This is a genomic window from Mesorhizobium alhagi CCNWXJ12-2 (genome assembly GCF_000236565.1).
In the GTDB taxonomy this organism is placed as follows: Bacteria; Pseudomonadota; Alphaproteobacteria; order Rhizobiales; family Rhizobiaceae; genus Allomesorhizobium; species Allomesorhizobium alhagi.
The window spans coordinates 36,252-49,724 of record NZ_AHAM01000184.1 but is presented as its reverse complement, the minus strand read 5'-3'; the positions used below and the strand labels follow the sequence as shown (position 1 = coordinate 49,724).

The window sequence follows — 13,473 nt, the reverse complement described above, 5'->3', positions numbered from 1 at the left end:
CCTACGATCTGTACGTGACGGCTTTCACCGCCGCGACCACTTCGCCCACATTCGGCAGCGCCAGCTTTTCGAGATTGGCCGCGTAGGGCATAGGCACATCCTTGCCTGCGATCGTGATCACCGGCGCGTCGAGATGGTCGAAGGCGCGCTGCGACACCTGGTTGGCGATGAAATCGCCGACCGAGGATTGCGGGAATCCCTCCTCCACCACCACCAGCCGGTTGGTCTTCTTCACCGAGGCAATGACGGTGTCGAGGTCCATCGGCCTGATGGTCCTCAGATCGATGATCTCGACGTCGATGTCCATGCCGCGCAGTTCGGCCTCGGCCTTGACGGCATAGGTCATGCCGATGCCCCACGAGACGAGCGTCACGTCCCTGCCCTCTCTGTGGATGCGCGCCTTGCCGATCGGCAGGACAAAATCGTCCAGCTTCGGCACGTCGAAGGACTGGCCGTAGAGGATCTCGTTCTCGAGGAAGATCACTGGATTAGGGTCGCGGATCGCTGCCTTGAGCAGCCCTTTCGCGTCGGCCGCCGTATAGGGCATCACCACTTTCAGGCCCGGCACATGGCTGTACCAGGCGGCATAATCCTGGCTGTGCTGCGCGGCGACCCGCGCCGCAGCCCCGTTCGGACCGCGAAACACGATCGGCGCACCCATCTGGCCGCCCGACATATAGAGCGTCTTGGCCGCCGAATTGATGATCTGGTCCATCGCCTGCATGGCGAAGTTGAAGGTCATGAATTCGACGATCGGCTTCAGCCCGGCCATCGCCGCGCCGACACCGACGCCGGCGAAGCCGTGCTCGGTGATCGGCGTGTCGACCACGCGTCTTTCGCCGAATTCCTGCAGCAGGCCCTGCGTGATCTTGTAGGCGCCCTGGTACTCGGCGACCTCCTCGCCCATGATGAACACGTCGGGGTCGCGCCGCATCTCTTCGGCCATGGCGTCGCGAAGCGCCTCTCGCACGGTGGTCGAAACCATCTCGGTCCCGGCCGGGATGTCCGGATCGGCGGCGATCTCGGCCTTGGGCGCAGCGGGAATTTTGGCTGCGTCCTTGTCCGCGCTCGGCTCCTGCGAAGGCTCGCGCGCCTTGCCGCCCGCGTCGTCTTCGGCCTGCTTCGGCGTGTCCGAATCGGCCGCCTTCGCCTTCGGCGCGCTCGGCGCCTCGCCGGCCTGGCCGACATCCTCGCCATCGGCCGTCAGCACGGCGATCGGCGTGTTGACCTTGACGCCCTCGGTGCCCGCCGCGATCAAGATCTTCGCCAGCGTGCCTTCATCGACAGCCTCGACTTCCATAGTCGCCTTGTCGGTCTCGATCTCGGCGATGACATCGCCGGCGACGACCTTGTCGCCCTCCTGCTTCAGCCATTTCGAGACATTGCCCTCCTCCATCGTCGGCGAGAGCGCGGGCATGAGAATTTCGATCGGCATTCTCGCGCCCTCCCTCAGAGTACGATGTCGGTCCAGAGCTCGGAAACGTCCGGCTCGGGATCGGTCTGCGCGAATTCGGCGGCGTCTGCGACGATGTCGCGAACCTCCTTGTCGATGGCCTTCAATTCGTCCTCGCTCGCCCATTTCTTGTCGATGAGCCGCGCCTTCACCTGCTCGATCGGGTCCTGCTCGGCGCGGATTTTCTGCACCTCCTCCTTGGAGCGGTACTTGGCGGGATCGGACATGGAATGGCCGCGATAGCGGTAGGTCTGCATTTCCAGGATGATCGGCCCGTTGCCGGCGCGGCACCATTCGGTCGCCATTTCGCCGGCCGATTTGACCGCGCGCACATCCATGCCGTTCACCTGGATGCCGGGAATGCGGAACGACAGGCCGCGATGCGAAAAATCGGTCTCGGCGGAAGAGCGGACGACCGACGTGCCCATGGCGTAGCGGTTGTTCTCGATGACATAGATCACCGGCAGCTTCCACAGCGAGGCCATGTTGAAGCTCTCATAGACCTGGCCCTGATTGGCGGCGCCGTCGCCGAAATAGGTCACCGAGACGTTGTTGTTGCCGCGATAGCGGTTGGCGAAAGCGAGCCCGGTCCCGAGCGACACCTGCGCGCCGACGATGCCGTGGCCGCCGTAAAAGTGCTTTTCCTTGGAAAACATATGCATCGACCCGCCCTTGCCCTTGGACAGGCCCCCGCGGCGTCCGGTCAGCTCGGCCATGACGCCGCGCGGCGACAGCTCCATCGCCAACATGTGGCCGTGGTCGCGATAGGCGGTGATCATCTGGTCGCCGTCGATCATCGCCATCTTCAGGCCGGTGACGACCGCTTCCTGGCCGATATAGAGATGACAAAAGCCGCCAATGAAGCCCATGCCGTAGAGCTGGCCTGCCTTCTCCTCGAAGCGCCGGATCAGGAGCATGCCACGATAGGCGGAAAGTTCCTGTTCCTTGCTGAATTCGGCGGGTTTGGGCGCGACTGGCGCGGATGAGGACTTTGCGTCCGCTTTCGATTTAGCAGACGCTTTTCTGGCGGCTACGGCCATGCATCACTCCCTGTTTATGTCTCTTGGCGGACATCAAGGGAGATGCTCACCTCCCTGTGCAGGAGAAAAAGCTAGCATGCGACAATCAATTCGGCCATGCGGAAAAATGCATGGCTGTCATGCGCCTAAAGGCTTCATTTTGTTGAGGATATCGGAGATTAACCGGTGATCGGTTAATTATACTGGCGCGAAGGCCTCATAATGGTGATTTCGTCCTCATGCGACAGGTTGAGCGCCTTGCGCGCCTGTTCGTCGAGCATGTCCTTCTCCAGCGTGCCGTCATGCAGCAGTTGGACCCGCCTTTCCAGTTCGATGCGCTGCGCGCGGATTTCGCCGAGCCTTCCCTCGAGCTCCGCCACACGGGTCTCGAGCTGGTATTTGGAATAGATGCCGTATTCGCCATGATAGGCGTGGAAGCCGAAATAGGACAGAAATACCGCCGAAATCGCGGGCACGATCAGGCGGCCGGTGTTTCTCTGTCGGTGCTGGCGTGTCCACATGGGCGGGTTCCTTTCGTCAGCCACAATGGCGCAGCCATGCTTAATGGCTGGTTACGGCCCGCGCCATTGCGCCAGCAGTTTGGCAAGCCTATACTTGGTCAAGCTTAGCCAAGCGAGGTCAGTCATGAACCGCCATGTGAACATGCTGGAAGCGAAGACCAACCTGTCACGGCTGGTCGAGGCGGTCGAAAGCGGCGCCGAATCCGAGATCATCATCGCCCGCAACGGCAAGCCGGCCGCGCGTCTGGTGCCTGTTGAGGACAAACCTAAAAAGCGGCGCTTGGGATTGTTAGAGGGTCAGTTCCCGATAATGACGCAAGAGGAGTTTGACGCCGACAACGACGTCATCGCCAGAATGTTTTACGGTGAGCAGAGCGAGTGAGGCTCCTTCTCGATACGCACACCGCAATCTGGACGTTGGTCTCGGCGAGTACAATCCCGGCCGAAATCCACGGGATCATCAGCGATCCTGAAAATGACGTTTTTGTTTCGACGGTCAGCCTTTGGGAAATTGCGATCAAGTTTCGATTGCGCGGCCGACGGCGGATGCCGCTATCGGCGATCGAGGCATTGAACCATTTTCGCCGGACCGGATACGGAATCCTTGAAATCAGTGCCGAGCATGCGATCGCAGTGGAATCACTGGATCTCCAGCACACGGATCCCTTCGACATGCTTATTCTGGCTCAGGCGGTGACGGAGCCGCTCCGCCTCGTCACCAAGGACCGCAAGCTCGCCCGCTACAGCGATGCGGTCATAAGCTGGTAGAACCCAGCCTCACCCCTTCAAGATCGACCGTCCGGCATAGCGGGCCTGCTTGCCGAGTTCTTCCTCGATGCGCATCAGCTGGTTGTACTTCGCCGTGCGGTCGGAGCGGGCGAGCGAGCCGGTTTTGATCTGTCCGCAATTGGTCGCCACGGCGAGATCGGCGATGGTCGAATCCTCCGTCTCGCCCGAGCGGTGCGACATGACGGCGGTGTAGCTCGCCTTGTGCGCGGTCTCGACCGCGTCGAGCGTCTCGGTCAGCGAGCCGATCTGGTTGACCTTGACCAGGATCGAATTGGCGACGCCCATGCGGATGCCGTCGCGCAGCCGCGCCGTGTTGGTGACGAAGAGATCGTCGCCAACCAGCTGCACCTTATCGCCGCACAGATCGGTCAAATGCTTCCAGCCTTCCCAATCGTCCTCGGCCATGCCGTCCTCGATCGAGATAATGGGATAGTCGGCGGCGAGCTTCGCTAGATATTTCGCCTGGGCCTTGGGGTCGCGCGTCTTCCTCTCGCCTTCATAGACGTAATTGCCGTCCTTGAAGAATTCGGTCGCGGCGCAATCGAGCCCGATCGCCACCTCGTCGCCGGGCCTGTAGCCGGCCTTCTCGATCGACTGGACGACGAAATCGAGGGCTGCCTGGGCGCTCTTCAGGTTCGGGGCGAAGCCGCCCTCGTCGCCGACATTGGTGTTGTGGCCGGCGTCCTTCAGGCTTTTCTTCAGCGTGTGGAAGATTTCCGACCCCCAGCGCACGGCGTCGCGCAGGCTCGGAGCGCCGACCGGGATGACCATGAATTCCTGGAAGTCGATCGGGTTGTCGGCATGCGCGCCGCCATTGACGATGTTCATCATCGGGACCGGCAGCACGCGGGCATTGGGGCCGCCGAGATAGCGGTAGAGCGGCAGGCCGGAGGCCTCCGCCGCCGCCTTGGCGACGGCCAGCGACACGCCGAGGATTGCATTGGCGCCGAGACGGCTCTTGTTGGCGGTGCCGTCGAGGTCGATCATCGCCTGGTCGATATGCGCCTGGCTCTCGGCCTCCATGCCGCCGATCGCCTCGAATATCTCGCCATTGACCGCTTCCACGGCGCGCTCGACGCCCTTGCCGAGATAGCGCGGGCCGCCATCGCGAAGCTCGACCGCTTCATGCGCGCCGGTCGATGCGCCCGAAGGCACCGCCGCGCGGCCCATGGAGCCGTCCTCCAGCACGACGTCGACCTCGACGGTCGGGTTGCCGCGGCTGTCGAGAATTTCACGGCCGATAATGTCGACGATGGCGGTCATGCGGAAGTCCCCTCGGTATCTCAAAAAAGGTCGCGCCCGTCTTAGCGAAAGACGCCGAAAAGGCAATGCGGATGAATTGCGGGCCGCTGGGTAACGCGCCGATAGATTGCGTTACGAATTGTCATCCGCATCTGAGCGCAGCCGGGCTGCAAATCAGTTAAGGCTGTCTTTGCGCGGGGCGAAACGGAGGAGGTTTCGCCATGTCGGAATTCGGTGGTCTGCTCAGCGTGCTCGTCATTCTGGCGGCGTTGTTTACGTCATGCCAGTACCAGACGCCCCAGGAGAAAACCACATTGCCCATGCTGGTCGTCGCCGATTAGTCGCGGCGATCATGCCGCAGTCTTCTTCACTTCCGCCGCCCGGTCGAAGATCGCATTAGCCGTTCCCTCTTAAACAGTCGTTCACCATGCAAGAACGACGATCAAAAGCTTTAACCGGGGCTCCGTGAGTCAAGGGGTATGTAGGGGCGGATTTTTCTCGGGGGAAAGCAAGATGAACCTCTTGGGCGAGGAAGGAACCACTGCGGACAGGCCGATCGGGCGGGTGCTTTCCTGCCGCGGCTCCGAAGCGAAGGTCGGCCTAACCGATACCGGACCGCTGGGGGAACGGCTCGCGACCGTCGGAAAATTCATCGCCATCCGCTCCGGCGAGAACATGCTGCTCGGCATCATCGTGGAAGTTTCGAAGGCCACTCATGATGATCTGGCCGGGCCGGCCACGCGCGCCCTCGCCCGCGTTGACCTGATGGGCGAGATCACCCGCGAGGCGGGCATCCCCCGCTTCCGTCGCGGCGTTCGCGACTATCCGGCGATTGGCGACGAGGCTTTCGTGGTCAGCCGAGAGTATCTGAAGCTCGTATATTCATCGACGGGCGAGCATTCTATTTCGATCGGCCATCTCCAGCAGGACGCCACGATTCCCGCCTTTGTCGACGTTGACAGCTTGCTGTCCAAACATTTCGCGGTTCTCGGCACCACGGGCGTCGGCAAATCGAGCGGCGTTGCCGTCATCCTCGGCGAGGTGCTGCGCGCGCGCCCTGGCGTGCGGATCCTGCTCCTCGACGTCCACAATGAGTATGGCCATTCCTTTGGCGATAAAGGCCGCGTCGTCGGCTCCGACAATCTGAAGCTTCCCTTCTGGCTCTTCAATTTCGAGGAGATCATCGACGTCATTTATTCCGGCCGGCCGGCCGTGCCTGAAGAAGTGGAGATTCTGGCCGAGCTGATCCCCATCGCCAAGGCGGCCTATATGTCGCTCAAGAATTCAGGCGATCGCTCGCTGATCGCGCGCAAAGGGCCTCGGCACATGGGTTTTACCGCCGACACGCCCTCGCCCTACCTCATCCAGGACCTGCTTACTCTCATCGACGAGCGAATGGGCAAGCTGGAAAACCGCTCGACGCGCATGGTGCATCACCGCCTGATGATGCGCATCGAAGGGCTGAAGAACGACCCGCGCTACGCATTCACGTTCGAAAATGCCAATGTCGGCGGCGACACAATGGCTGCCGTGCTGGAGCAGCTTTTCCAGCTCGAATCGAATACCGCCGGCATCACGGTGCTGAAGCTCGCCAGCCTGCCGGGCGACGTACTCGATGCGGTGGTGTGCGTCGTGTGCCGGCTCGCCTTCGAGTTCGGCATGTGGAGCGACGGGGCCGCACCGGTGCTGATTGCCTGCGAGGAAGCTCATCGCTACGCCGCCGCCGATCACTCGCTGGGGTTTGCACCGGCGCGTCGCGCTTTGTCGCGTATTGCCAAGGAAGGCCGCAAATACGGGGTGTATCTCGGGCTCGTCACGCAGAGGCCGGCCGAGCTCGACCCAACTATAATTTCCCAATGCAGCACCCTGTTCGTTATGCGCTTGGCCAATGAAAAAGATCAGGCGCTGCTGAGGTCGGCCGTATCGGACGCTGTCGTGAACCTGCTTTCCTTCGTGCCCTCGCTGGGCACGGGCGAGGTGGTCGGCCTCGGCGAGGGCATGCCTCTTCCCGCCCGGCTCACCTTCAGCAAACTGCCGGCGAACCTTGTGCCTGCCAGCGAAACGGCTGGGAAGAAGACCGACCACAACATGTCGCGCAGTGAGCTCGTACGGCACGCGATCGAGCGCTGGCGCAAAGCAACGACAAGCCAGACGACCGACGAAGAGGACCCTCCGCGCGACCAGGCGACAAACGTTGCGGTGGCGCAGGATGCGATCGCGCGCGGGCTGCAGGCCATCGCGGGCGATCGTCCAGCCGCGGAACCGCGGCGCGTGCCGCTCGACCCCAGCCGCTACTCGATTCTCAAGCGCTGACCCTGCCTCATGGAAACGCTGCGGAAGATCGTGTCGGAGCCGAACGGCGCGGCGGCGGGCGCCTCGGATCGGGCGCCGAAGCTGGCGAGCATCCTTGCCGCGGCGCCATTTGGCGTCGAGATCGCCGGCCCGGACGGGATAAAGGTTTTTTCTTCAAGCGTTGCGGAAGGGGCCACCGACGCGCGCACCCGCCGCTTCGAAATAGAACTTGACGGCGAAGCCTATTCGCTCGCGCTGACCCTCGATGAGAGCGAGCGGCAGGCACGCGAGCACGGGTTGATTCAACGCGCCTATTTCGATGAGTTGACTGGCTTGCCGAACCGCAGCCTGTTCGAGCGCAGCGTTGTCGCGCTGATCGAAACAGGCGCTATCGACTTCGCCTTGGCGCTGATCGACATAGACGGCTTCAAGCATGTCAACGACTACTACGGCCATGCGACAGGCGACCAGCTGCTTGCCAGGATCGCGGAGAGGCTGAGCGCGGGCCTGCGACCGTCCGACATGCTGGCAAGACTAAGTGGCGACGAGTTCGTGCTTTTGATTTCGCCAATCACCAACCGGGAGGAACTGGAGCGCGACCTCGGCTGGATCGGCGAGAGGCTGAAGGAGCCGTTTTGGGTCGACGGCTACGAAATCTGCACCTCCGCCTCTATCGGCATCAGCCTTTATCCGCGCGATGGCCGGTCATACGAGGAACTGCGCGGCAATGCCGACCGGGCCATGTATGATGGCAAGACGCGAGCCAAGGGCACGCTCCGCTTCTTCGAGGGCGCGATCCGGAACGCGGCAGACGACAAGAGCCGGCTCGAGCAAAGGCTCAGGCTCGCTGTGCGCGACAAGCGTGTTTGCTGCGCCTATCAGCCCAAAGTCGCGCTGCGCTCCGGGGAGGTGGTCGGCATCGAGGTTCTGATGCGCTGGCGCGACGAGGACGGGGTCATCCAGGCGCCCGGTGATTTTATCGGGCTGGCGGTCGAGCTCGGGCTGATCGATGAGCTCACCCACTTCATTCTGGCCGAGACGGTGACCTCGATCGACCGGATCAACGAGACCTTCGGCCCGAAATCGACGATCAGCATCAACGTCGCCGCCCGGCAAGCGGGCGATGACCGCTTCATGCGCTCCTTCGTCGACGCGCTCTCCGCCACGGGTTTTGCAAGCCGCTTCACCGTGGAGATCACCGAGGAAGCGTTCCTGTCGCGAAGCGAATTCCAGGACCGCATCCTGCCGATGCTGCGCGAGGTCGGCGCGAAAGTCTCGATCGATGACTTCGGCATCGGTTTCTCCTCGCTCTCCGCACTGGCCGAGATCACCGCGGACGAACTCAAGATCGACCGCTCCTTCATCACCAATGTCCACCGCCGGCCGCGCAGCCAGAGCGTACTTAGGGCCATCGAAGCGCTCGGGCATTCGCTCGGCATGAGCATCGTGGTCGAGGGTGTGGAGAGTTTCGAGGAGGCGGCCTACCTCCAGGCCGCCACTCGGATCGACATTGCCCAAGGCTACTATTTTGCGAGGCCGATTGTCTTCGATCGACTCGCCGTCGACACCCCTTCCCTTGATTTCCTGCGCCCGGTTCTGCCCATCCGCAGTGGCGAGCCCGCGCGCCGGCTTTCCATTCGCGGGTAAAATCGGGCGCTCCTGATCCTCTGCGCTTGCTTGCGATCGCGCCATACACAAGGACTGCTTCGAGGTGGATGGCAGCCCAAATGTCGCCCCGCAAGCCAGGAAGCGACGCCGCAGCGTTTAGTCAGTTGCCCGAAGAGGCCACGTCCTCGCCTTTTGCAATGAGGATGCCCGAGCCGCTAGAGGATCAGCCACATCGTTGATAGTCGGCCCGACCCGCGTCCGGATCGGGCAGTTTGGTCGCCGCCTCCAGCAACTGACCGTGATCATCCATGCCACGTTGGTATAGCAGCATGATTTTCAAAGCTAGGTTTTCAGCCTCGGGCGTATCTCGGCTGATTTTTGATACGCGACAGGCTTCGTTGAAAACAGATTCCAGGATCTTAAGCCCGTCGGGATGAATGACCCCGACCGCCCTGCTAAATGGCATCTATATCTTGCCCCATTGCCCAAATTGAACCGGACAAATAGCGAACGGGTCGCTGGGGTACAAGTCCTGATAGGAAAATTATCAGTGGGATTAGCAAGGGGCCGTATTGGGAGACTGGGCGGCTTGTGCGCCCTCCAGTGAAGACCGATTGTCATTAGCTTCTGCTTCCTGAGTTGGCCGCCAGTGTTTTTGGCACATGGTCCGGATACCAGCGCGTAGACGATCGTCTTTGAAGACCTCGAATGCTTCAGCATAGCCCTCAACGGCCAAGGCGCTCTCCACCGTCAGGCAATCAATGTGCTGCCCACTTTCGGCAAGCTGCATTGCGCGCATGAGAAGGCTGGCGGTGGCCATAGTTAAATGTCCCTTCACGTGAGCCGTGAACCCACCGCGGAGCATTCCGTTCCTTAATTGGCTAAAGTTTTTGTCGGAATCGTACAAATAGGCGGGAACGCCCGCGGGCCCGCATTGCGCCGGCGCTTCCCGCCGACTGTTGCTGATCGCTTCGCAGAACTCCCGAATGCCGGGAATGGCGCAGGCCACGTCGTTCGTGATCATGTATCTGAGCTCAAACGCGACCTTTTGGTTCATTCCGCCCGTTGGCAGTTACCCCATCCCAAGAAGGCGTGGGCAGTCCTCGGTCGGTAAGGGCGGACATGCGAAAGCGCATCGTCACTAAAGGCTCTCGTCAGACGAACCCTTTGCTGAATCGTCGTCAGAAACGTCCCTCGCTCTCACGCGCCAGCGCGTCGAAGGCATCGGAATCTGGAATGTAACGGTGCTCGCCCGCATCCCAACGATAGGTCACGGTAATCGTGCGCGTCCCAGCTTCAGGAACGGGCGCTTTGCCGCAGTCGTGCCCCGAGGGCGTCGTCAATTCGGTCACGGTCGCCACGATGTCCGAAAAGGGCTCCTGCGCGCTTTGCTGGAGATCAAGCCGCTGCGTCCTCTCGTAGGCACAGGTCCGTTCGTCGAACGCGAAAATCATATCGACCAGTTCGAGCCGGTCGTTGCGCAGGAGCACCAGCGGCACCGTCGTATAGCCCTGACTGGAGTTCGCGTGCTTGCTGCCGATCGCCAGCAGATCGTCGCCGATTCCGACTGTCAGACGGGTGGGGTCGAGGAAATACGTGTGGTCGCCGCTGGCGACATTCGCGGCGTCGAGAAGCCGGGGCTCACCCGCCACGTCGAAAAGCGCGAGAATGGCCAGTCCGACGACATCCCTGCCGCGGCCGAAATCCAGCAGCAAGGCCATCCGGTCCTGTCCGCCCGAGCGAACCGGCACGGCCGTAAGCCGCAGCGTCGCCATTGACGCCGGTTCGAGATCCTCAGCGGTCTCGCTGCCGATCTCCCTGACGTCCATCGTCTCATTGCCCGCGGTCCCCGGCACGACGAGCCGAACAAGATCGGCAAAGGTCACGTCCTCTCTGCCGCCAACCCGATCCGCGAGATCGGGACGCACGACCGGCTCGGCAAAAGCGCGCTCGACGAGCATCGAGACGATGGCCAATCCGACCAGCGCCGCACGCAATAGAGCGGTGGTCATGACGGCTCTTTTATGGGCATGTCGTGACCTGGCTTGCGCAGATGTCCATGATCCATCCGCGCGGCCGTTCATCGTCGCGGCGCCCCTCCACCTCGATCCACGAACCTTCGCAGGCATGCAGGGTGTCGAGCCGGAAATCGTCGGTGGTGCTGCTCGATGTGCTCACGGTGAAGGCAACCGGGGAATCGACGGATGGCCGCGACAAGAGGTAGGGCGATTCCAGCCAGACTTGGAGCATGTTGCCGGGTAGCCATCCTTCACCGGAGAAGGTGATTACCGGGTCCGTGGGCCAGCCGCCATAGAGATCGGTGATGACCTCAGAAATCCGAAACCATCCATCGCGGGAGCCGGTGATCGTTACCTGCGGGAAGTAAATCTCCTCTCCATCGGTATAGGGTCGGGGTATGGTGGCGAGCGCGGGGTAGTCCGGTCCGGGTCCGGCACGCACGGCGAGGTCGGCCGATGCGCCCTTCATGACCCAGGCGGCGAGATCGCATTGCGTGGTCTCAGGCGCAGGCAGGCTGGCCGCTTTGCCGGTGCAGGTTTCGAGCAGCGCCGCCGCGGCTTCCCGCGCGCCGTCGAGCGGATATTCCTCGGCCCCATCCTCGACAAAGACGCTCAACGTGCCGTGCGAAGTAATGAGATCGGCAAGACGGGCATCGAGCACCGTGCGGCCTTCGAGGATGAAGCTGTCGTCCATCTCGATCCGCGCTCCGGTGGTGGCGATTGGCACCGAAATATCGCCAGCCTGAAGAAGAACCTCGACCTTGACGCCATCGACCGTATTGATCGGCGCGAACGCGAAGACGAAAGCGAGCTCGTCGCTGCCCTGCGTGCAGGAGAAGGATAGCGGCGCATGGTCCGTCTGCGGGATGCCGTAGAACAGCGCAGCGCCATCCTCGCCCTTCTGGCCGTGCCATCCAAGGTTCTCTTCGGCCGTGGCCGTTGCCGGGAGGCAGCAAGAGAGAGCGGCAAGCCGCAGCACGACGTTCAATCGGCCCTGAATCCCCATTCTCGCTGCCCCTCCCTGTCAAGCCTGCGCACGGTTTCCACGCGCCACTATAGCGCGGTTCTCCGGCTGGGACTAACTGTGGAGCCGTGACGTCTGCCTCGCTGATGCGGACGGCAGCCAGCGTGCGTCATGCGCCACCAGTGACTGAATTGCGCCCGCAAATTGACCGTTCACCTAAGAACCTTTGCCGCGTGAAAGCCGACATCCTTGTTGAGGACGTCAGGCGTTCCGAAACTATGGCGAGAGATCCGTCACAGCGCGCCCACTTCCGTCCATTGCCATAGGGAAGCTGGCATGTTCGTGGATGATTTTCCAAGAACCGGCGACGCGCCTTAGCACGATGGTTCGTCTGCTCCAGGAGTCGACCTTTGTGCCATCGGTCTTAGTGCCAGTCATGCGCGATAGCCCGAAGGCCACTGCAAGATCGCCGTCAATCATGAGCTGCGGGTCAGCCATGTGAACGGTGACGCCGTTGCGCCAAGTTGCAAACCAAGCATTTATCCCTTCGATGTCGCGTGCCTGTTCGCCTCGATAGGCAAGCGGCGGCGACAGATCGAAAACCACGACATCCGGGTCCATGGCATCGACGTTGGAGCGGGCGTCCCCCTTGGCAGTTGCATCTTCCTGGCCCCGGATGACAGACAAGACTTCCTTTTCAGACATATCCTTGCTCCTTCATTTTCTGGAAGGACGAGGCCGGGGCGATAAATCCGACATCGATACGCCACCCTAGCTGCTGTTGCATCGTCGTATCACCTCATCTGCCGGACATCGCATCATCGGGGCTCTAGTGGCCCACCGCGAGTGCCATCCGCCGTGTGATGTTGGCCGATCCGACGCATATGGCGCTTTCCAGTTCAATTTCCGCTATTCGCTCCATGTGTTCAACAGTCGACAGTCCGTTCCCGGCCCCAGCTCTGCCGTTTTGCGGAACCGAACGGATGGCAAGTTTCGGGCGGCGAAGGCAGCACTCCGAACGGCGACAATTGGGTCGATCTTTCCGGTTCCGATCTGTCGCACTAGGGCCCAATCCCGCCATCGCCTCGCGGGGACCAGGTGTCGGGGTTTCGCCCTGGATGGATCAATACCAGTAGGGATCGACCTTATAGTAGTCGAACGACGCGTCGCGCGCGGCTTTGCCGTCGCTGCCGCTGAGTTCGTCGATGGAATAGGACGGCGCTGCCTCAAGCTGTTCCCTGGTGAAGGGCACGACATAACCGCCGCGGCTTTCCTCATAGTCGAGGACCGACCACGGAATTGCGTGGTATTTCTCGCCGATGCCGAGGAATCCGCCGAACCCTATGACGGCGAACATGATGCCGTTCGACATCTTGTCGAGCATCACATCCTCGATCGTTCCGATATTTTCGCCGGCCGTGTTGTAGACTGCCGTGCCGATGACGCGCGAGGCCGCAATGGCGTCGGTATGGCCGCTGGGGGTCGTCATTTCCTTGGCTCCACGTTTGCTCGAGTTGATGAGCAGACAACGGAGCGCGCTTTGCGAAGGTTCCGCAGTTCCGCAGTG

Annotated in this window: 14 protein-coding genes; 4 read left to right on the top strand and 10 right to left on the bottom strand. The window is 61.8% G+C overall.

The genetic code is table 11. The features are described from left to right. Position 1: 1 nt before the first annotated feature. The 3 genes from MAXJ12_RS21430 to MAXJ12_RS21420 form a co-directional block, all read right to left on the bottom strand. Positions 2-1,435, bottom strand: coding sequence for a pyruvate dehydrogenase complex E1 component subunit beta (locus tag MAXJ12_RS21430; protein ID WP_008838082.1), 1,434 nt, complete (start codon positions 1,433-1,435; stop codon positions 2-4). A 14-nt stretch (positions 1,436-1,449) separates the two neighbouring features. Further along, positions 1,450-2,493: a pyruvate dehydrogenase (acetyl-transferring) E1 component subunit alpha gene (gene pdhA, locus MAXJ12_RS21425; protein WP_008838081.1), complete on the bottom strand. Its 1,044-nt coding sequence runs from the start codon at positions 2,491-2,493 to the stop codon at positions 1,450-1,452. Positions 2,494-2,666: 173 nt separating this feature from the next. Next, on the bottom strand, positions 2,667-2,993 hold the full coding sequence (locus tag MAXJ12_RS21420; RefSeq protein ID WP_008838080.1) for an FtsB family cell division protein: 327 nt from the start codon (positions 2,991-2,993) through the stop codon (positions 2,667-2,669). Positions 2,994-3,117: 124 nt separating this feature from the next. Here MAXJ12_RS21420 and MAXJ12_RS21415 point away from each other — a divergent pair, with 124 nt between their 5' ends. Next, positions 3,118-3,375 (top strand): type II toxin-antitoxin system Phd/YefM family antitoxin, encoded by a 258-nt coding sequence (locus tag MAXJ12_RS21415; RefSeq protein ID WP_008838079.1) that lies wholly within the window; start codon positions 3,118-3,120, stop codon positions 3,373-3,375. Next, positions 3,372-3,761 (top strand): type II toxin-antitoxin system VapC family toxin, encoded by a 390-nt coding sequence (locus MAXJ12_RS21410; protein WP_008838078.1) that lies wholly within the window; start codon positions 3,372-3,374, stop codon positions 3,759-3,761. Before MAXJ12_RS21415 ends, MAXJ12_RS21410 begins: the two co-directional genes overlap by 4 nt. A 9-nt stretch (positions 3,762-3,770) precedes the next feature. On the opposite strand, the gene eno is transcribed toward MAXJ12_RS21410, so the two are convergent. After that, positions 3,771-5,045: a phosphopyruvate hydratase gene (eno, locus tag MAXJ12_RS21405; RefSeq protein WP_008838077.1), complete on the bottom strand. Its 1,275-nt coding sequence runs from the start codon at positions 5,043-5,045 to the stop codon at positions 3,771-3,773. A gap of 492 nt (positions 5,046-5,537) precedes the next feature. Here eno and MAXJ12_RS21400 point away from each other — a divergent pair, with 492 nt between their 5' ends. Then, the gene (locus MAXJ12_RS21400) at positions 5,538-7,337 is read left to right on the top strand and encodes an ATP-binding protein (protein ID WP_008838075.1); all 1,800 of its coding nucleotides are present in this window, start codon (positions 5,538-5,540) and stop codon (positions 7,335-7,337) included. Between the two features lie 9 nt (positions 7,338-7,346). Next, positions 7,347-8,963, top strand: a complete 1,617-nt coding sequence (locus MAXJ12_RS21395; protein ID WP_008838074.1) for a putative bifunctional diguanylate cyclase/phosphodiesterase — start codon at positions 7,347-7,349, stop codon at positions 8,961-8,963. Positions 8,964-9,147: 184 nt separating this feature from the next. Here the strand turns inward: MAXJ12_RS21395 and MAXJ12_RS21390 are convergent, their stop codons facing one another. From MAXJ12_RS21390 to MAXJ12_RS21365, 6 genes are all read right to left on the bottom strand, one after another. Beyond that, a complete protein-coding gene (locus MAXJ12_RS21390) occupies positions 9,148-9,390 on the bottom strand; it encodes a hypothetical protein (protein WP_008838073.1) in 243 nt (80 codons plus the stop codon). 90 nt (positions 9,391-9,480) lie between these two features. Continuing rightward, positions 9,481-9,948, bottom strand: a complete 468-nt coding sequence (locus tag MAXJ12_RS21385; RefSeq protein WP_139043973.1) for a hypothetical protein — start codon at positions 9,946-9,948, stop codon at positions 9,481-9,483. Between the two features lie 157 nt (positions 9,949-10,105). After that, positions 10,106-10,885 (bottom strand): hypothetical protein, encoded by a 780-nt coding sequence (locus MAXJ12_RS21380; protein ID WP_139043972.1) that lies wholly within the window; start codon positions 10,883-10,885, stop codon positions 10,106-10,108. Between the two features lie 61 nt (positions 10,886-10,946). Further along, entirely contained in the window at positions 10,947-11,948 is a 1,002-nt protein-coding gene (locus MAXJ12_RS21375; RefSeq protein ID WP_008838070.1) for an SH3 domain-containing protein, read from the bottom strand. Between the two features lie 234 nt (positions 11,949-12,182). Further along, complete coding sequence (locus MAXJ12_RS21370) at positions 12,183-12,611, bottom strand: YybH family protein (protein WP_008838069.1); 429 nt, start codon at positions 12,609-12,611, stop codon at positions 12,183-12,185. 418 nt (positions 12,612-13,029) lie between these two features. Further along, positions 13,030-13,395, bottom strand: coding sequence for a PRC-barrel domain-containing protein (locus tag MAXJ12_RS21365; protein ID WP_008838068.1), 366 nt, complete (start codon positions 13,393-13,395; stop codon positions 13,030-13,032). Positions 13,396-13,473 lie beyond the last annotated feature (78 nt).

Excerpts from the sequence above, each read along its gene's own strand:
- MAXJ12_RS21380 (WP_139043972.1), bottom strand. The coding sequence starts at position 10,885 with ATGCTCGTCGAGCGCGCTTTTGCCGAGCCGGTCGTGCGTCCCGATCTC.
- MAXJ12_RS21385 (WP_139043973.1), bottom strand. The coding sequence starts at position 9,948 with ATGATCACGAACGACGTGGCCTGCGCCATTCCCGGCATTCGGGAGTTC.
- MAXJ12_RS21420 (WP_008838080.1), bottom strand. The coding sequence starts at position 2,993 with ATGTGGACACGCCAGCACCGACAGAGAAACACCGGCCGCCTGATCGTG.
- MAXJ12_RS21365 (WP_008838068.1), bottom strand. The coding sequence starts at position 13,395 with ATGACGACCCCCAGCGGCCATACCGACGCCATTGCGGCCTCGCGCGTC.
- MAXJ12_RS21375 (WP_008838070.1), bottom strand. The coding sequence starts at position 11,948 with ATGGGGATTCAGGGCCGATTGAACGTCGTGCTGCGGCTTGCCGCTCTC.
- eno (WP_008838077.1), bottom strand. The coding sequence starts at position 5,045 with ATGACCGCCATCGTCGACATTATCGGCCGTGAAATTCTCGACAGCCGC.
- MAXJ12_RS21430 (WP_008838082.1), bottom strand. The coding sequence starts at position 1,435 with ATGCCGATCGAAATTCTCATGCCCGCGCTCTCGCCGACGATGGAGGAG.
- pdhA (WP_008838081.1), bottom strand. The coding sequence starts at position 2,493 with ATGGCCGTAGCCGCCAGAAAAGCGTCTGCTAAATCGAAAGCGGACGCA.
- MAXJ12_RS21400 (WP_008838075.1), top strand. The coding sequence starts at position 5,538 with ATGAACCTCTTGGGCGAGGAAGGAACCACTGCGGACAGGCCGATCGGG.
- MAXJ12_RS21370 (WP_008838069.1), bottom strand. The coding sequence starts at position 12,611 with ATGTCTGAAAAGGAAGTCTTGTCTGTCATCCGGGGCCAGGAAGATGCA.
- MAXJ12_RS21415 (WP_008838079.1), top strand. The coding sequence starts at position 3,118 with ATGAACCGCCATGTGAACATGCTGGAAGCGAAGACCAACCTGTCACGG.
- MAXJ12_RS21395 (WP_008838074.1), top strand. The coding sequence starts at position 7,347 with ATGGAAACGCTGCGGAAGATCGTGTCGGAGCCGAACGGCGCGGCGGCG.
- MAXJ12_RS21390 (WP_008838073.1), bottom strand. The coding sequence starts at position 9,390 with ATGCCATTTAGCAGGGCGGTCGGGGTCATTCATCCCGACGGGCTTAAG.